Here is a 17,253-nt window from a genome sequence, read left to right as displayed (position 1 = left end):
ACATAGTGACTAAAAAGAAAACATAAAAAATTTATAGACGGACTTGTTCAACTAGAAATATTGAAGTAAGTCCTTCTAATGGAAATAGGCTTGTGCAATAAGGAAGTAATCTACTTGATTCTGTAACAAATGTCCTCTTGGATCAAAAATAAGCATATTTTGTTATAAATCAGAAAAACCGATTCTTAGTAGAATCGGTTTTTTATATAACTTTCAACTATGTCCCAAATAAAAGAGCGCTCGTTAACAGCGCTCAGTAAAAGTAGTTATATGGAAGGAATTATTCAATCCCGTTCGGATCATAAGAATACTGCTGCTTATTCTCAATCCGCTCAATCACATCTTGCAATTCATCCGGCTTCAGGAATTCGATAGGAGAGAAGCCTTTCTCAAACGTAAGTGTATCAGCTTCGATCATTAGTACGTATCGGTCATTTATCTTTGCGATATGTATTTGATCCCCGAAATCAGCAAGCAGGGCCTTTACAGAGATGTGATCCGCTTTTAGCTTTAATTCCACTTCAGGAGCGTGCTCGACGATTTGAGCAGTAGCTTCCATTACTTCTTCGGTTGAAAATTGTTCCATAATTTCGCGTTTCGGACTGGCAGCCCATACTTCCATCGCTTGGTCGAATTGTTCACGTTCTTCCGTACCTTCTTCAAATACATCTTCAATTTGGTCATATACCATGTCCATTACTTGTGTTTTCATAATTTCAGGCATAGAGCGTTCGTACTCGACAAATTTTAAGAAGTCTTCAAAATAACGGGCATGTGATGCTTGGTGAATTTTTAGTTCGCCCACTTCGACCATACCTTCTTCAGGCATGTACGGATATTGGATAGATTTCATGTTTTTTGTTGTGATGGCCATTTCCACGTTACGAATCAGTGTGGATTCATCTGAAATAGAAGCAACTTTCGGTTCGAAGTCACATTTCATAACGAAAACGAATGGATCATCAAAGTATTTGCGCAGTTTTGCTTGTGCAATTAAAAATACACCACCGCGTACAGCACTTGTGTCAAGATATGTATAAACGAGTGGTTCGCTCATATCTTTGAAGTTTTCCTTAGTTTCTGCGAAGCGAATGCGATTAAATAGGTTGTAATGAGGGTTTGAATCAAATTCGTGCCCTTCTTCTACAATGAAGCGACCGATCTTTGTCGGGGCTTGTTCTGTTTTCGCATGACGTTCTACTTTCCGCTTTGAAATTTTTAATAATTCACCATTCAAAAATTCTTTTAGGGAGCTATCTTCATACTCTTCAGCGTCTAATGTTTGAAAATGTTTGTAGCGTTTATCAACAGCTTCACCTTTTCCTTCTACTTGTACAACATAAAAGGAAAGATAATTTATTTCGAAATCCATATTTATCACCTTGTTTCATTTCATTAACTCTTATCAGTATAGAGATGGAAAAAACTTTCGTCAATTTATATAAGGAAGGGGGGCCCCTTCCTTTATATATTTTTTATCCCGCATTAACGGGCAGTAATGCTCCCACCTCAAATTTCGGCGAATGCGAGGAAGTTAGGTGGGAGATAACTGCACATAAAAACCCGATTGGTTCAACTAATAATTAGTGGAGGGTGGACAAAACCCCCACTAATTAAAGTGTCACTTTATCTTCGAAATTAAAATCCGTCTTCTAATGCTGAAAATGGAATGTTTAGTCTATTTTCTATTGTACGTAAACGTTGGTTTAAGCGGTTTAATCTACGTGTATGACGCTCAACCGTGTTTTCTAATTGACGTACTCTTTGCTCAAGCTCATTTACTCGTCTTTCTAGTTGACGGTTTCCAGCACCAGGAAAAGAGATTGGAAGTTGGAATTGTCGAGTTTGATCATATGGATTAACTTGATTTGTTGGATCTATATATTGTTGGTATTGTGCTTGTAAATCATATTGAGGTTGATAAACATTTTGGTTATATGGATCGTATGGATTGTAGGGGTACATAAAAACATCCTCCATTTCTTTAAAATAGGTTAATTCACCATAATGTATGTGTAAAAGCGGAGTGTGGCACGGCAAATACCTATTTATGTTCACAGGATGTTTCTTTATAAATAAGAATATGGAGTTTTTACATTTGTATTCTGTTCGTTTTATGGTATATACTGGATAATGGGGAGAGGTTACGTAAAGGTTACAATTCTATCAAACTCAAACTTTTATGTAAATATGTATAGACATTTGGAAAAGAAAAGAGTAATTTATATAGAGTAAAAAATAACTTGTAACATTTTATAAATATATTGTAAAATGATTGTAACAAAACATACATAAAAATGAAATAATACATAAAAGTAATATTGGGAAAAAGGGGAGAGTCTATTGTTCCGTAAAGTAAAGGGTATATTAGTTGGGGTGTTATGTGTAGCTGTAGTGAGTGGCTGTGGTACAAAAGTCAGTGATGTTGCATTAGTAAGTGATATTGGTGGCCACACGGTAGAGGCTAAAGCAGAAGTACAGGATTCTATTAGTTTAGTAGATGGTCGTACAGGTACGGAAGTGAAAAAGCTAGATTTATCGAGTCTAGGTTATTTTGAAGATGAAGCGAAGTTTAAAAAATCGGTTGAGAAGGTTGCTAGGGAAGTTGGAAAAAATGTTGACAAAAAGATGGTCCCTTCACGTTTAGGTCCTGACGGAAGTTGGCAAGAAGGAAAGCCTTCTTTTGAATTAATGGAAAAAGAGTTAGTAAATAAATTATTAAACGTAGGTATGTGGGATTCTTCATATCAGTTACCTATTGTTGAGAAAAAACCTACGGCTACATTAAGTGATGCGCAAGGAAGTGGCACGGTAATTGGTAGATATGAAACGAATTTAGGTGGCTCAGCAGGTGGACGTATTGAGAATATTCGTTTGTCAGCAGCGAGCATAAATGGAGTTGTATTAGCAAAAGGGGACAGTTTCTCTTTCAATGCATTAATAGGTGATACAACGCCAGATAAAGGATACCAATTAGGAAAAGAAATTGTAGATGGTAAATTAGTAGATGGATACGGCGGTGGTGTTTGTCAAACATCATCAACTTTATACAATGCAGCAGATCAAGCGGGTTTGAAAATGGTAGAGAGAACAACGCATTCTAAAACGGTAGGATACGTTCCACAAGGAAGAGATGCTACAATTGCATATCCATACTTAGACTTAGTGTTTGAAAACACGAATGATGCACCTGTGAAACTTTATATGGGCATTCAGGGCGGAAAGTTAGTTGCTGAAGTACATAAAATGAGATAAGAGTTATAAGGTCGCCTTTTCTAAAAATTAGAAGAGGTGGCTTTTTTATTACGAAAATAAAAATGTGTATAAATTCTGACTTTTCATATTTACATAGGGTGATTTTAGTTGTATCCTTCATAGTAACGGTTATATGAAATAGGAAAATATTGGGATAAGGAGATGGAGTTATTCATGGTACAAATTCATCCGAAAACACGTATTGGTCATGTTGAATTTAAAGTGATAGATTTAGAGCGCCAAATTGCTTTTTATGAGAATGTAGTAGGCTTAGAAGTAATTAAACAAGAGGCGAATAAAGCATATTTATCAGGAAAAGGTGGCAAGAACACGTTACTTGTTCTTGAAAAGCTAGAGGATGGGGTGCTGCAAGAGCCGCGTACGACTGGTATGTATCATATTGCCTTTTTAGTTCCGACTCGTGAGGCGTTTGCTTCGGCATTATTTGGTGTGATCCGTAATAAGGATGTAATTGATAGTCCGGCTGAGCAAGAAGGACGTTATACATATTCAAATGAAATTTTACCCATTTCAAGGTTTAATAGTGCAAGTGATCATACGTATAGCGAAGCGTTTTATTTACAAGATTTAGAGGGAAATGGTATTGAAATTTATGCAGACCGTCCGCGTGAGCAATGGGGAGAAGGGCCAGGAGGAAGTACGCCGCTTGATTTAAAAGAACTGGCAACGCTCGTTGATTATGAGGTTGATGGATTACCTGCTAATACTGTCGTTGGGCACGTACATTTACGAATAGCTGATGTAAAGAAGTCACAAGAGTTTTATGTAGAGACAGTAGGGTTTGAAGTGCAGCAACGCGAAGATGACTGCTTATTCATTTCTGCAGGAGGATATCATCACCATATAGGTGCAAATACGTGGAACGGAGTACATAATCCACATCCACCAGCACATGCAACTGGACTTAAAGTATATACAATTGTATTACCGCACAAAGAAGCATTAGAGGAAGTAAAAGAAAGACTAATAGAAAAACAACATGAAATAAGTGAAATTTTAAATGGATTTACTGTAGTAGACCCAAGCGGTATTACAGTGCAGTTTGAAATAGAAACAGCATAAAAGAAGTCGGAAGGTGTATAATCACTTTCCGGCTTCTTTTTGATACGTAATCCAAGTAACGCAAGGGTTAAAAGGAAAAGATTTTATTATTTCCATTGCATATATACTCGTTGAATCGAATTTACCTTGAATGAAAGAATAACCGTGTTTACTTGTATACATAGCTTGTTTGAAAACGAGTAGTTTTAGTAAGGATACATTTTCTGTAGTGTGAGTTCCACACCATCCTATTTCTACTGTATTATCCTTTTCTGATGTATGGAGGAAAGAGTACGCAATAACTTCATTCTTTTCATCTATCATTACAAAACTCCGATCTAGTAATATATCATCAGCTAAGATTTTTTCTTTCCAAACTCCGAGAGGGAATGAGGCAACAGGATTTGCTAAGTGAGTATCTTCATAATTCGTTTTTACTAAGTGAGCTAGTTTTTCAAGGAAGCTATTATTGGATAAAATGTTTGATAAGCTTTGTACATCATAATCTGAATGAAGCGTTGTCCCGATAGATATGATTTTTTGTACATCTAATATCGGCATATATGTTCTTCGGATTTCCGTAAAGTTATGTTCTTCATAAAAGGCTTTTAAATGAGCTGATGTTTCCCATATAGAGGTTTGTAATGGGAGTTTAAAGTTTTCTAGCTTTTGAATCTCGTTTAATAAAAACTGTTCAATGTGTAGCTCTGAATAGAAAGGGTTCGTATATATTCGAAAGTATGTGCAGTATGGATGGAAGCTACTGTTCCAGGTAAAAAAGATGCCTACTACATCTTTTTTATAGTAGGCAACATACTCATATTTTGTTTTATTATCTCGTAATAAGTTAAATAGATAAGAGTCTTCATTATATAAATCAATAAGTTGTTTTACTTTTAGCTCGTTATTTCTACTATATTTCTCTATAATAAGATTATTTTCATTAGATGACTTTTTCATAGCTCAATCCAAAACCTTCTTACTACATTTCCATCTTCTTCAGTGAAATCATCATCACGAAGTCCACCGTTATGTAAAATTGTTTTTTCAGAAGCTGTATTCACTTCGTCACAAACGACAAGTGCTTTCTCGATGTTTAATTCCTTCGTTATTTCTAGTGATAATTCTAATAACTTCGTAGCATAACCTTTTCTTCTTTCGGAAGGGCGAATGCCATAACCGATATGACCGCCAGCGTTAAATAAATGTTCGGTTAAACTATGACGTATATTAACAGCTCCTACAATTCTATTATTATCTGTAACGAGCCAATACGTAGAGTCTGGTACCCAGGATTCGGGAAGGTTTATTCCGTTATGCGCATCGTGAAGCTCTTGAATCATTGCCGTGAAATTAGAGGGATCCTTTGAAATAACCCACGGAATCATCGTTTCACCGCTATCTTTCCACTCGTTATAAAAATCTAAGTATTCTTCTTGTAAATCGGTAGTAGGTGTTAGTAAAGAGACGTTCATTGTTGGTAATCTCCTTTGTTTATGTAGTATTTTTTAAAAAATACGATACGAAATGAAAGCGTTTTCTAAATTTTCTCAACCTCATTTTATGCAATCTATATCTCGTTATTAAATGGAAAGTACAGTTTATGATTTTTCGTATAAAAAGTAGGTTGAATTTGATTTATGTTAATATTAAAAATATTAACATAAATAACTTAGGATATTAAGTATATTTTAATGAAATGCTTTTATATCGATAAACAGATGTGTGTGATAATTTTTGTTTCATCTATCTATAATGAACGAAAGGGGGAAGGGCTCGTGAGTGTAAATTTTGATTTAATTATACGAATCGGTGTTGCGGGTTTGTTAGGAGCAATAATCGGTATTGAAAGGGAAATTCGATCAAAAGAGGCGGGATTAAAAACACATTTCCTAGTAGCGGTAGGGAGTGCTTTAATAATGGTCGTTTCGAAATATGCTTTTTCAGATATTATGAATGAAGAGCATATGGCTCTTGATCCGAGCCGTACTGCAGCGCAAGTTGTTAGTGGAGTAGGGTTTTTAGGCGCAGGGACAATTATTATTCAAAAGCAGGCGGTGAAAGGATTAACGACAGCGGCTGGTTTATGGGCTACAGCAGGAATTGGATTAGCAATTGGAGCTGGCATGTATGTAGTAGGGATTGGAGCGACGATTCTCGTTTTAATTGGTTTAGAGATTGTGAGTCGTATTTTTAAGGTGCAATTTTTATTTCCACAAAATATAACGGTGCAAATGTGTATAAATAAACATGAAGCGGTACAACAAATTGTAGAAACGCTACAAGTGAAAGGCATTCCGATACTTTCATATGAAGTGGAAGCTTTACAGCAAGGAGCAGAAACTGTTTATAAGGTAGGGATGCAGCTGAAAAATATATCATCAGAAGAAAAGAATGAGTTGATTCAGCATATGCAAACATTACCAGAAATTACGTTTATAAAGTTAAAATCATAGCGCTGAAAACAAGGATAGATGTAGCAGGAAATTCGCTATTATCTATCTTTTTTTTGATATAAAATGCACATAAAGTCAAGTGTTAATTTTGCAGGGCATGAATACATATGTGAACGATACCTTATTTTTTCTCAATACAGTATAAAAAGTAAAAATAGTAAAATAATGGTGAGGGACACTAAAAAATGTAAGGTAGGGGAGAGCATGAAAGGCTATTCAAAAAAAGTGTTAGTAGGGGTAAGTTTTGCTAGTTTAATGTTAGGGAGTTTCCAAGGCAGCACATTGGCGGAAAGTACAAAGGGAGAGCAAGTTTCTTATCGGAACGTTCTAAAAATGGAGCCAGTTGGTGTGCAATTACCAGTGCAAGAATTAGCTCATTCATCAAAAGTGCTTGAAAATAAGTCTTTTGAGAAAAGGTTACAGTTTGCTGATTTGTCGCAAAGACCGCCTGAAGTAAAAAAAGAAAGTAAGCAATTAGCTGCAGCGAAAACTTACACAATTGCTGAATTAAATCAATTGAGCAATCAGCAGTTAGTAGATTTACTCGTAACAATTGAATGGGAGCAAGTTACGGGGCTATTTCAGTTTAATAAGGATAGTCTTGCATTCTATCAAAATGATAGTAGAATGCAGGCAATTATTGATAAATTGAAGCAGCAAGGACAAGCCTATACGAAGGATGATTCCAAAGGGATTGAGACTTTAGTAGAGGTATTACGATCAGGATTTTATTTAGGATTTTATAATGCAGAATTAAGTAAACTAAATGAGCGGAGCTATCATGATAAATGCTTACCTGCATTAAAAACGATTGCGAATAACCCGAATTTCAAACTCGGTACGTTAGAACAAAATAGAGTTGTATCATCATACGGAAAATTAATAGGAAATGCTTCGAGTGATGTGGAAACGATAACATCAGCTGCAAAGATTTTTAAACAATATAACGATAATTTTTCTACATGGGTAGACAATCTATCAGCTGGAAATGCGATTTACGATATTATGCAAGGTATTGATTACGACATTCAATCGTATTTGTACGATACGAGAAAAGCACTGAAAGATACAGTATGGTACCAAAAAATTGATAGCTATATTAATGAATTAAGTCGTTTTGCATTAATTGGAACGGTGACAGCGAAGAATGGATGGTTAATTAATAATGGTATTTATTATACAGGTAGACTTGGTACATTCCATAGTACAGGAACGAAAGGATTGCAAGTTGTAACGGACGCAATGAAAATGTATCCGTATTTAGGAGAGCAATATTTCGTAGCTGCTGAGCAAATTGCGACGAACTATGGCGGGAAAGATGCAAATGGAAACGTTGTTGATTTAGATCAAATACGAGAAGATGGAAAGAAAAAGTATTTGCCGAAAACGTATACGTTTGATGATGGGGCAATTGTTTTAAAAGCTGGAGATAAAGTGACAGAAGAAAAAGTAAAACGTCTATATTGGGCGGCAAAAGAAGTGAAGGCACAATTCCATCGTACGGTTGAAAGTGATCAGCCTTTAGAAAAAGGAAATCCTGATGATGTATTAACGATGGTTATTTACAATAGTCCAGCTGAATATCAATTTAACCGTCAATTGTACGGATATGAAACGAATAACGGTGGTCTTTATATAGAAGGAACAGGTACGTTCTTTACTTATGAGCGTACGCCAGAAGAAAGCATTTATAGTTTAGAAGAATTATTCCGACACGAGTTCACGCATTACTTACAAGGCAGATATGAAGTGCCAGGACTGTGGGGACAAGGTAAGATGTATGAGAATGAGAGATTATCTTGGTTTGAAGAAGGGAATGCAGAGTTTTTTGCAGGTGCAACGAGAACAGATAATGTTGTACCGAGAAAAAGCATTATAGGAGGAATATCTTTAAATCCAGCAGAACGTTATACAGCAGAGAGAACGTTAAATGCAAAGTATGGAACGTGGGATTTCTATAATTATTCCTTCGCTTTACAATCGTACATGTACACTAAGAGATATGATATGTTTGACAAAATTCATGATCTTATTAGAAAAAATGATGTAACAGCATATGATGCATACCGCTCTGCATTAAGTAAAGATGCGAATTTAAATAAAGAGTATCAAGATTATATGCAAATGTTAGTCGATAACCGTGAGAAATATAATGTTCCATTAGTATCAAATGATTATTTAGCAACTCACGCACCGAAACCAGTTTCAGATATTGCGGCAGAAATTACAGCAGAAGCAAAATTAAGTAATGTATCAGTTAAGAAAAATAAATCACAGTTCTTTAATACATTTACACTGCAAGGAACGTATACAGGTTCGACTGCAAAAGGGGAATATGAAGACTGGAAAACAATTACACAAAACGTGAATGATACGTTAAAACGTTTAAGTGCGAAAGAATGGACAGGATATAAAACAGTAACAGCTTACTTTGTGAATTACCGTGTGAATGCATCAGGACAATTTGAATATGATGTTGTATTCCATGGTATTAATACAGAAGAAGGTGCTGTGAATAAAGCGCCAGTTGCGGTTATAAACGGTCCATATAGCGGAAATGTAAATGAAGCAATTTTGTTTAAAAGCGATGGATCAAAAGATGAAGATGGGAAAATTGTTGCTTATAAATGGGAGTTTGGTGACGGTACTGTAAGTAATGAACAAAATCCGAATCACGTGTATACAAAAGAAGGAACATATACAGCGAAATTAACAGTAACAGATGATAAAGGATTAACGAATACTGTTACAACGAATGTAACGGTTCAAAAGAAAGAAGATAACAGCGTAGAAAAAGAGCCAAATAATTCATTCCAAACAGCGAATAAACTACAATTAAATCAAGTTTTACGCGCAAGTTTAGGAAATGGTGATACGAGTGACTTCTTTGAAATAAATATAGAAACGGCGAAAAACCTACAAATTAATGTAACGAAAGAAAATAATATCGGAGTAAACTGGGTTCTTTATTCTGAAGCGGATTTAAATAATTATGTTACGTATGCCCAGCAAGAGGGGAATAAATTAGTAGGAAGTTACTACACATACCCAGGGAAATATTACTTACATGTGTATCAGTATGGCGGTGGAACAGGGAGTTATACGGTAGAAGTAAAATAGTAAAAAAGGGCGCCGTGAGTGGCGACCTTTTTGTTATGCATTATAGAAAAATTAAATGAAATTTATAAAAGTTTGATAGGCAATACCAAGGGAAAAAGCGGTAGCTACCATATGTGCAGTCCATTTAGGCATATTTAAATTCAATACGACATTATACAAGATTCCATATAAGATACAAATGATTAATATAAATGCAATGAATTGAAGAACTAATAAAAATAGTGGTTGTTCCATTTATTATCACTTCCTTTATTTAATATATTAATATAATTTATTTGCAAGTGAAAGGATTATTTCTATAAAGTTCCAAAAATGTGATGTGAAAGGTATATTGGTAATAGCAACAATTGATGCAAATTATAATATAACTCAAGATATTATTCCGAAATCAGTAAAAAAGGTCGCCATGAATGGCGACCTTTTTTACGCGTTATACCCAAATAACTTTAAATCTTCTCCAGAGTCTGAAATTATCTCTTCGAACTGCAATCCTACTTTTTCTAAAAGGTTTCCTGAATTGATGTTATCAATAGTAGTAATTGCTACAATTCGTTTCAGACAGAGTTTTTGTACACCGTAGTCTATTACAGCAGAAGCGGATTCAAAGCCATACCCCTTTGAACGGAATTTCTCTAAAAAGGCAAAGCCGATATCAACATCTTCTAATGTATCTCTTTTTATAAGCCCGCACATACCAAGTGGAGTGAGATCTTCTTTTCGCTCTACTAAGTAAAGACCAAAGCCCATTTTATTATACATATCAACGGGTCCGTTTAAGATGTATTTTTTTGCATCTTCTAAGTTTTTAATCCTTTTATCACCAATAAACTGAATCCATGCAGGATCGTTTACTAATTCAAGAATAAATGGAGCGTCTTTTATATCAAACCAGCGAAGAACGAGTCGTTCAGTTTCAAGAACTATCAATCCATTGCACCACCTTTAATAGTTATAACAATTAGTATGGGTTGCGAAATACAAAAGTGCAACATATTTTCATTATGATCTACTTGTTCACATAAAGTTCGTTTGTTTTGTATAAAGGGATATTTTATAATTAGGATTGATTGTAAAGAGTGAGATACTTATACAATGACTCCTAGGTAACTAGGAGTTTTTACTATATAACTATCATTATTACTAAATATGACACACTACACATTCTACTCAAGGAGGTACATAATGAAAAAATTATATAATGCATCGTTTACGTATTTGATTATCGGTTTATTATCAGGAATTTTCGCTAGGGAGTATGGTAAGTATAAGGGGATTGTAGGATCTACTTTGTTAAATCTTTTGCATACACATACACTTGTACTCGGCTTTTTCTTCTTTTTAATTGCTTTAGGATTAGCAAAAGTATTCGCATTTCATGAAGCGAAAAGTTTTAATAAGTGGTTTGTTTTACATAACATCGCATTAACTTTAATGTTAGGTTCATTGGCAGCAAGAGGGCTTCTTCAGCTAAATGGAGCGGACTTTAAAGGGTTAACTTATATTGTAGGATTTTCCCATTCGTTAATGGCAGTTACTTTAATTTGGTTTATGTTGTTAATAAAGAAGTCATTTAAAATATAGTTTTATCCCGCATTAACGGGCAGTAAGACCTCCACCTCAAAATTCAACGAAAGCAAAGAAGTTAGGTAGGGGATCAACTACCCGTAAAAGCCCGATTGGTTCAACTAATAATCAGTGGGGGATGAATCCCCCTCACTAATTAAAGTTTCACTTTATAAAAAAGAACTTGCAGCAATTGTTGCAAGTTCTTTTTGTTTCTTCGATAGTATGAAATGAATTTCATATGTATAAAACTTGAATTATTTAATTTTTCGGATTATTATGTATAAAACAGTTAACATATTTTGTAATTCAAATGTATAGAAAGTAGGAGAGTGTACGATGGAGATAACGGTAGAGCGTTTAGTAAATGAATTAAAGGGTGTACTTCCCGAGGATCGAGTAGTTGTAAATACGACAGTAAGAGAGTTACATAGTAAAGATGAGTCTTATCATGCTAGTAGTTTACCTGATGTAGTAGTTTTTCCAAAAACGACTGAAGAGGTTAGTAGATTAATGAAAGTTGCGAGTGAGCATAAAAAACCTGTCGTTCCTTTTGGGGTAGGTTCTAGTTTAGAAGGACATGTCATTCCATATGAAAAAGGAATTACAATGGACTTTTCACTTATGAATAAAATACTCGAAATAAGAGAGAAGGATTTTCTTGTAAGAGTACAGCCGGGAGTGACTCGCTCTCAGCTTAATAAAGAATTGAAAAAGTATGGATTGTTTTTTAGTGTAGATCCAGGAGCAGACGCAACGTTAGGTGGAATGGCTGCTACAAATGCGAGCGGAACGACAGCAGTTAAATACGGGGTAATGCGTGATCAAGTTCGTGATTTAGAAGTCGTACTTGCTGATGGGGAAGTAATACATACTGGAAATTTAGCAGCGAAGTCATCATCAGGTTACCATTTAAATGGTGTTTTCGTAGGGTCAGAAGGTACTCTTGGATGCTTTACAGAGTTAACATTAAAAGTATACGGCATACCAGAGCATGTTATGGCTGCGAGAGCATCGTTTCCAACTATAAATGATGCAGTAGAAGCTGTTATTAATATACTACAGGCCGGTATTCCAATTGCAAGAATTGAACTTGTAGATGAATTATCTATGAAACAAGTAAATCATTATAATGAAACAAGTTACAGAGAAGAGCCTACGCTATTTTTAGAGTTTCACGGTAATGAAGCAGGGCTAAAGCAAGATATTGAATTTACGAAGGAAATTGTTTTTGATCATAAATGTAAAGAAGTTGCTTTTGAAACGGAAACTGCGGCGAGAAATAAATTATGGGATGCACGGCATAATCTAGCATATTCTTACGTTCATAGCTATCCTGGTAAAAAGCTTATGAGTACAGACGTATGTGTACCAATTTCAGAATTAGCTGGTGCAATCCAACATGCGAAAGAGACGTTAGAAAAGAATGGTCTTGTTGGTGGTATTCTTGGTCATGTAGGAGACGGGAATTTCCACGTGCTCTTAATGATAGATCCAAACGATAAAGAAGAAGTGGAAAAGGGCGACGAAATAAATGAAAGTATCGTTTTATATGCTCTTAAACGAGGTGGAACGTGTACGGGAGAACATGGCGTCGGAATCGGAAAAAGGAAGTATCAAGAAGAAGAACACGGGGCAGCATTAATCGTAATGGAAAAAATAAAGAAAGCTCTTGATCCGCAAAATATTTTGAATCCGAATAAAGTGTTTCAATTAAAGGATAGGAGCTGATCGGGTGAAAGTACTAGAAGCGATAAGTAATATAGCTGGAAAATATTTTGCATTTTGGGTTATTTGTATTGCAGCTATTGCATATTTCATTCCTGGACCATTTCTTGGGTTAACTAGTTACATCACAATTTTACTCGGGGTTGTAATGTTTGGGATGGGATTAACATTAAAGGCTGTCGATTTTAAAATCATTGCTACAAAACCATTGCCAGTTATTATCGGTGTATGTGCTCAGTTTATTATTATGCCACTTGTCGCATACGTACTAGCCTATGTTATGAATCTGCCAGCCGAATTAGCAGCTGGATTAGTGTTGCTCGGTTCAGTACCGGGTGGCACTGCATCAAATGTTATGGTTTATTTAGCAAAAGGGAACTTAGCGTTGTCTATTGCAATGACGTCGTTATCAACGTTACTAGCACCAATTGCTACACCTCTTATTTTATTATTACTTGCAGGACAATGGATGCCAGTGAATGCTATGTCTATGTTTCTTTCTATCGTACAAGTCATTATCCTACCTATTATTTTAGGATTAGTAGTGAAGAAGTTTTTCCCTACAACTGTTACGAAAGGAATGACTGTTATTCCTTTAATATCAGTTGTAGCAATTATCATTATAGTTTCAGCGGTGGTTTCAGCGAATGTAAGTAGCATTACTTCTTCAGGTCTTCTTATCTTTATCGCAGTTATGCTTCATAATGCATTTGGTTTTTTACTCGGATATATAACAGCGTTCGTACTTGGACTAGACGAAGGGACAAGAAGAGCTATTTCAATAGAAGTAGGAATGCAAAATTCAGGCTTAGGTGTTGCGCTGGCAACAGCACATTTTGGACCAGCAGCTGCACTTCCGAGTGTATTAGCAGCAGTATGGCATAACATTGCAGGGCCGATTTTAGCAACCATCTGGTCAAAAAATGCAAAGAATACTTTCAGTGATGAAAATTTATCGGTAAATATAGAAAAATAGGGATGGTAAAGAATGCAAAAGCGTATTTTACATTTTGAAGGGTTAGTTGTTTTCGTAGCCACGATTTATGCGTATTCGATATATGAATTTAGTTGGATTATATTTTTGGTATTTCTTTTAGCTCCGGATTTATCAATGTTGGCGTATGGGATAAATAATCATGTAGGTGCTAAAATTTATAATATTTTTCACACATATATTATATCGATAGTAATAGCTATAATAGGTGTATATTTTAAGGTAGATACCATTATAATGATTGGCTTAATTTGGACAGCGCATATTGGAATGGATCGAATGTGTGGATACGGATTGAAATATGAGACGGATTTTAAGGATACTCATATTCAAAGGTTATAAATTGTTTTGGGGAGAGAGATACATTGAAACAGAGAATTACAATCAAAGAATATAACATCAAATGGGAAAGTGAATTTAATAAATTACAAACTATTATTAACGATGCAATGGAAGAACTTGTTTTATCCGTTGAACATGTGGGAAGTACAGCTGTTAAAGGACTTGTATCAAAACCAATATTAGATATTGCTATAGTAATAGAAGAGTACGAAATTTTTCCTGAAGTAGTAAAAAGCCTTGAAACGATAGGGTATTATCATCAAGGTGACTGGAGCTTCAAAGGGAGAGAGGCGTTTGGTAGAAAGGATGCTTTCGTTCCATGGAACGGAGAAAGTACAGTTTGGATGGAACATCATTTGTATGTGTGTGACAAAAATAGCGAAGAGTTAAGAAAACATATAGCGTTTCGGGATTACCTTCGTGAACATGGAGATGTTGCTGTTGAATATGGACGATTAAAGAAAGAATTAGCAAGAGAATCGAAAAATAGAGCGAGCTATAGTGAAGGTAAGACGGCATTTATTACAAATATATTAGGGAAAATAAACTAAGGTCGCATTGAGTATATGCGACCTATTCTTTTTTTATTGAAAGCTGCCACTATAAAATAATGACAAACTGTCCCTGTTGATTGATGCGATTACTAAATATAATAGGAAATAAAAAGAAAAGATCGGAAAAGAGGGAGTTTATGTACGTACCAAAACATTTCGCAATACAAGATGAAGAGATGAAGTACGAAATAATAGAACAAAATAGCTTTGCGACATTATTTTCTCAACATAACGGGGAACCATATGCAACGCACTTACCGTTGTTATTAAATAGGGCGACTCTAACTTTACATGGCCATTTCGCACGTCCAAATGAACAGTGGAAAGATATTGAGAATCAACACGTGCTTGCTATATTCCAAGGACCCCACAGCTATATATCGCCGTCGTGGTATGAAACAAACAATGCAGTACCAACATGGAATTACGTTGCAGTGCATGTATATGGTGAATTAGAAATTGTTGAGGATGAACAGGAATTAATAGATTCCCTTCAAGATTTAGTACATACATATGAAGACCCAGAGAGCACTTACTCACTTAATGATGTAGACCCGAATTATATGGGAGGATTAAGTAAGGGAATAGTTGGGTTCAAAGTAAAGATAAATAAAATAGAAGGAAAAGCGAAGTTAAGTCAAAATCATTCTGTAGAGAGACGGAATTTAGTTGTGGAGGAACTTGAGAAAGTTGGTAGTGAGGGGAGTAGGGGGATTGCGGAGTTGATGAGAAAATAAAGTCTATATGAAAGGAAAATATTCTAAATAAGCGTATTAAAAAAAGACCTTCTTAATTGAAGGTCTTTCGTCTTTTAAAAATTTTTTTCAGCAGCTGTTGTTGAGTTATAGTCTTTACCTACGTCAACGGATTGAACAAGGTCAGGCCTTTGTGGTGAAGGGAAATCTGCATGACTTGCTTGATATGTAAACGAACTATTTACCCCAATAGACACAATTCCGATAACAGATAATCCTAATAAGATGGAACCAATTTTTCTTATCATTTTAATGCCCCTTTCTCAAACGTTTTTTCTTTTGCTTGTAACGCTTTATGAAAATACTCGCTTGCTTTTATATGATTATTTTCATCGTAAAGTTTAACGGCTAACTTTTCTAAATATTCCTGAGTGTAGTTATATAAAGATTCTTTGTCGAAATACGCAATTCCTTCAAGAATAATTTTTTCTAAGTCTTCAGTTGACTCGTTATTGTTAAGGGACTCTAAAATTTTAAAGTGAAGCATATATTCTTCATTGTTAAGTTCTGTACAAATTTTTAATCCTTTTTTTATAAGTTCTGAAGCGATATTTATTTCACCAAGTTTAGAATGTTCCCTAGCTTGTAAGAAAATTGCTTTGAAATGGGTAGGCATTTTTGTCGTGACTTCAGATAAATGGCGAATAGCCAGTGTTGATAGGTTTTGATTGGCATATAGCCAGCCTAAATTATTACGAACTCTTAAAAGTAAAGATTCTTCATTTTGTTTTTGTAAAATATTGATTGCGGAGTTGTAGTGTTCTTCAGCTTGCTCGTATTGTCTTAATTGTACACATGATGCACCTATAACGCTTTCACATGAAGCGACATTTTTTTCATAATCTCTATACATGAAAAATATTTCTCGAGCTTTATTAGCATATTGAATTGCTTCAATAGGTTTATAAAAATGTTGATTAAAGATAGCGAATCGGTAATTATATTCTGCTTCCTCTAGTTTATCTGAAACATTAACTAATAGCTTTTCAGCTTTTTCATAATGTTCACTTGCTAAATTATAATTTGTTGTTAAAGTAGCATGAATTGCTTTAAATAAATGATAGTAGTAAGAAAGTTGGTGATTAGGTGAAATTGCGTAAGAATCTATTTTATTGAAACTGTCTTTTGTGATACTTAAACCGTCAGTTAAAACTTTGAAACGAAAATCTAGTAGAGAATAGTATAATGCTAAGTTTTCATCTTCTTCAAAGTTTAGTTCCTTTTCCTCAATTTCATGCTTTAAGTTTGTCGCCTGGGACACATCTTGTTTAAGCATAGCTAAATACCAATCATTAAATAATTTCGTAATTTGTTCATTACCTTGTAGTTGAACGTTCATGAAATCCCCTCACTTTTTGAATATTCTTATAAAGTATATTATCAAAAATAACAATATTTAGAAATGTAATTTTTATTTCTCAATA

The 17,253-nt window shown here is 34.8% G+C and carries 18 protein-coding genes; 10 read left to right on the top strand and 8 right to left on the bottom strand.

The genetic code is table 11. The annotated features are described in order from the left end of the window. Positions 1-280 precede the first annotated feature (280 nt). Complete coding sequence (locus FS742_RS17995; protein ID WP_144614135.1) at positions 281-1,372, bottom strand: DUF3900 domain-containing protein; 1,092 nt, start codon at positions 1,370-1,372, stop codon at positions 281-283. Between the two features lie 266 nt (positions 1,373-1,638). Further along, entirely contained in the window at positions 1,639-1,980 is a 342-nt protein-coding gene (locus FS742_RS17990) for a hypothetical protein (RefSeq protein ID WP_144614693.1), read from the bottom strand. 363 nt (positions 1,981-2,343) lie between these two features. Here FS742_RS17990 and FS742_RS17985 point away from each other — a divergent pair, with 363 nt between their 5' ends. After that, positions 2,344-3,255, top strand: coding sequence for a VanW family protein (locus FS742_RS17985; protein WP_144614133.1), 912 nt, complete (start codon positions 2,344-2,346; stop codon positions 3,253-3,255). A 174-nt stretch (positions 3,256-3,429) separates the two neighbouring features. Further along, positions 3,430-4,338 (top strand): VOC family protein, encoded by a 909-nt coding sequence (locus FS742_RS17980; protein WP_144614131.1) that lies wholly within the window; start codon positions 3,430-3,432, stop codon positions 4,336-4,338. A 21-nt stretch (positions 4,339-4,359) separates the two neighbouring features. Here the strand turns inward: FS742_RS17980 and FS742_RS17975 are convergent, their stop codons facing one another. After that, positions 4,360-5,277 carry a GNAT family acetyltransferase gene (locus tag FS742_RS17975; protein WP_144614129.1) on the bottom strand — a complete coding sequence of 306 codons (918 nt, stop codon included), beginning with the start codon at positions 5,275-5,277 and terminating at the stop codon, positions 4,360-4,362. Continuing rightward, the gene (locus FS742_RS17970; protein ID WP_144614127.1) at positions 5,274-5,792 is read right to left on the bottom strand and encodes a GNAT family N-acetyltransferase; all 519 of its coding nucleotides are present in this window, start codon (positions 5,790-5,792) and stop codon (positions 5,274-5,276) included. Before FS742_RS17970 ends, FS742_RS17975 begins: the two co-directional genes overlap by 4 nt. A 303-nt stretch (positions 5,793-6,095) precedes the next feature. Between FS742_RS17970 and FS742_RS17965 the strand changes: the two genes are divergently transcribed. After that, positions 6,096-6,773, top strand: a complete 678-nt coding sequence (locus FS742_RS17965; RefSeq protein ID WP_144614125.1) for an MgtC/SapB family protein — start codon at positions 6,096-6,098, stop codon at positions 6,771-6,773. Positions 6,774-6,977: 204 nt separating this feature from the next. Then, positions 6,978-9,893 carry a collagenase ColA gene (colA, locus tag FS742_RS17960; protein ID WP_144614123.1) on the top strand — a complete coding sequence of 972 codons (2,916 nt, stop codon included), beginning with the start codon at positions 6,978-6,980 and terminating at the stop codon, positions 9,891-9,893. A 51-nt stretch (positions 9,894-9,944) separates the two neighbouring features. Here colA and FS742_RS17955 read toward each other — a convergent pair whose 3' ends face one another. Both FS742_RS17955 and FS742_RS17950 read right to left on the bottom strand, forming a co-directional pair. Beyond that, positions 9,945-10,127: a hypothetical protein gene (locus FS742_RS17955; protein ID WP_144614122.1), complete on the bottom strand. Its 183-nt coding sequence runs from the start codon at positions 10,125-10,127 to the stop codon at positions 9,945-9,947. Between the two features lie 189 nt (positions 10,128-10,316). After that, positions 10,317-10,820: a GNAT family N-acetyltransferase gene (locus tag FS742_RS17950; RefSeq protein WP_144614120.1), complete on the bottom strand. Its 504-nt coding sequence runs from the start codon at positions 10,818-10,820 to the stop codon at positions 10,317-10,319. Between the two features lie 255 nt (positions 10,821-11,075). Here FS742_RS17950 and FS742_RS17945 point away from each other — a divergent pair, with 255 nt between their 5' ends. From FS742_RS17945 to FS742_RS17920, 6 genes are all read left to right on the top strand, one after another. After that, positions 11,076-11,474 (top strand): DUF2871 family protein, encoded by a 399-nt coding sequence (locus FS742_RS17945; RefSeq protein ID WP_000737900.1) that lies wholly within the window; start codon positions 11,076-11,078, stop codon positions 11,472-11,474. A gap of 321 nt (positions 11,475-11,795) precedes the next feature. Continuing rightward, positions 11,796-13,187, top strand: a complete 1,392-nt coding sequence (locus tag FS742_RS17940; protein WP_144614118.1) for an FAD-binding oxidoreductase — start codon at positions 11,796-11,798, stop codon at positions 13,185-13,187. A 4-nt stretch (positions 13,188-13,191) separates the two neighbouring features. Then, entirely contained in the window at positions 13,192-14,160 is a 969-nt protein-coding gene (locus FS742_RS17935) for a bile acid:sodium symporter family protein (RefSeq protein ID WP_098655129.1), read from the top strand. Between the two features lie 12 nt (positions 14,161-14,172). Next, on the top strand, positions 14,173-14,520 hold the full coding sequence (locus FS742_RS17930) for a DUF4260 domain-containing protein (protein WP_001172032.1): 348 nt from the start codon (positions 14,173-14,175) through the stop codon (positions 14,518-14,520). A 23-nt stretch (positions 14,521-14,543) separates the two neighbouring features. Further along, the gene (locus FS742_RS17925; protein WP_144614117.1) at positions 14,544-15,071 is read left to right on the top strand and encodes a GrpB family protein; all 528 of its coding nucleotides are present in this window, start codon (positions 14,544-14,546) and stop codon (positions 15,069-15,071) included. A 140-nt stretch (positions 15,072-15,211) separates the two neighbouring features. Continuing rightward, entirely contained in the window at positions 15,212-15,811 is a 600-nt protein-coding gene (locus FS742_RS17920) for an FMN-binding negative transcriptional regulator (RefSeq protein ID WP_144614115.1), read from the top strand. A gap of 74 nt (positions 15,812-15,885) precedes the next feature. Here the strand turns inward: FS742_RS17920 and FS742_RS17915 are convergent, their stop codons facing one another. Beyond that, positions 15,886-16,077 (bottom strand): Phr family secreted Rap phosphatase inhibitor, encoded by a 192-nt coding sequence (locus tag FS742_RS17915; protein WP_144614113.1) that lies wholly within the window; start codon positions 16,075-16,077, stop codon positions 15,886-15,888. Beyond that, the gene (locus tag FS742_RS17910) at positions 16,074-17,168 is read right to left on the bottom strand and encodes a response regulator aspartate phosphatase (protein WP_144614111.1); all 1,095 of its coding nucleotides are present in this window, start codon (positions 17,166-17,168) and stop codon (positions 16,074-16,076) included. Before FS742_RS17910 ends, FS742_RS17915 begins: the two co-directional genes overlap by 4 nt. Positions 17,169-17,253: the final 85 nt, after the last annotated feature.

The organism is Bacillus cereus (assembly GCF_007678085.1).
GTDB classification, from domain to species: Bacteria; Bacillota; Bacilli; order Bacillales; family Bacillaceae_G; genus Bacillus_A; species Bacillus_A cereus_BE.
This window is presented reverse-complemented; position numbering and strand designations above follow the sequence as displayed.

Excerpts from the sequence above, each read along its gene's own strand:
- FS742_RS17995 (WP_144614135.1), bottom strand. The coding sequence starts at position 1,372 with ATGGATTTCGAAATAAATTATCTTTCCTTTTATGTTGTACAAGTAGAA.
- FS742_RS17990 (WP_144614693.1), bottom strand. The coding sequence starts at position 1,980 with ATGGAGGATGTTTTTATGTACCCCTACAATCCATACGATCCATATAAC.
- FS742_RS17980 (WP_144614131.1), top strand. The coding sequence starts at position 3,430 with ATGGTACAAATTCATCCGAAAACACGTATTGGTCATGTTGAATTTAAA.
- FS742_RS17975 (WP_144614129.1), bottom strand. The coding sequence starts at position 5,277 with ATGAAAAAGTCATCTAATGAAAATAATCTTATTATAGAGAAATATAGT.
- FS742_RS17970 (WP_144614127.1), bottom strand. The coding sequence starts at position 5,792 with ATGAACGTCTCTTTACTAACACCTACTACCGATTTACAAGAAGAATAC.
- colA (WP_144614123.1), top strand. The coding sequence starts at position 6,978 with ATGAAAGGCTATTCAAAAAAAGTGTTAGTAGGGGTAAGTTTTGCTAGT.
- FS742_RS17955 (WP_144614122.1), bottom strand. The coding sequence starts at position 10,127 with ATGGAACAACCACTATTTTTATTAGTTCTTCAATTCATTGCATTTATA.
- FS742_RS17945 (WP_000737900.1), top strand. The coding sequence starts at position 11,076 with ATGAAAAAATTATATAATGCATCGTTTACGTATTTGATTATCGGTTTA.
- FS742_RS17940 (WP_144614118.1), top strand. The coding sequence starts at position 11,796 with ATGGAGATAACGGTAGAGCGTTTAGTAAATGAATTAAAGGGTGTACTT.
- FS742_RS17930 (WP_001172032.1), top strand. The coding sequence starts at position 14,173 with ATGCAAAAGCGTATTTTACATTTTGAAGGGTTAGTTGTTTTCGTAGCC.
- FS742_RS17920 (WP_144614115.1), top strand. The coding sequence starts at position 15,212 with ATGTACGTACCAAAACATTTCGCAATACAAGATGAAGAGATGAAGTAC.
- FS742_RS17915 (WP_144614113.1), bottom strand. The coding sequence starts at position 16,077 with ATGATAAGAAAAATTGGTTCCATCTTATTAGGATTATCTGTTATCGGA.
- FS742_RS17910 (WP_144614111.1), bottom strand. The coding sequence starts at position 17,168 with ATGAACGTTCAACTACAAGGTAATGAACAAATTACGAAATTATTTAAT.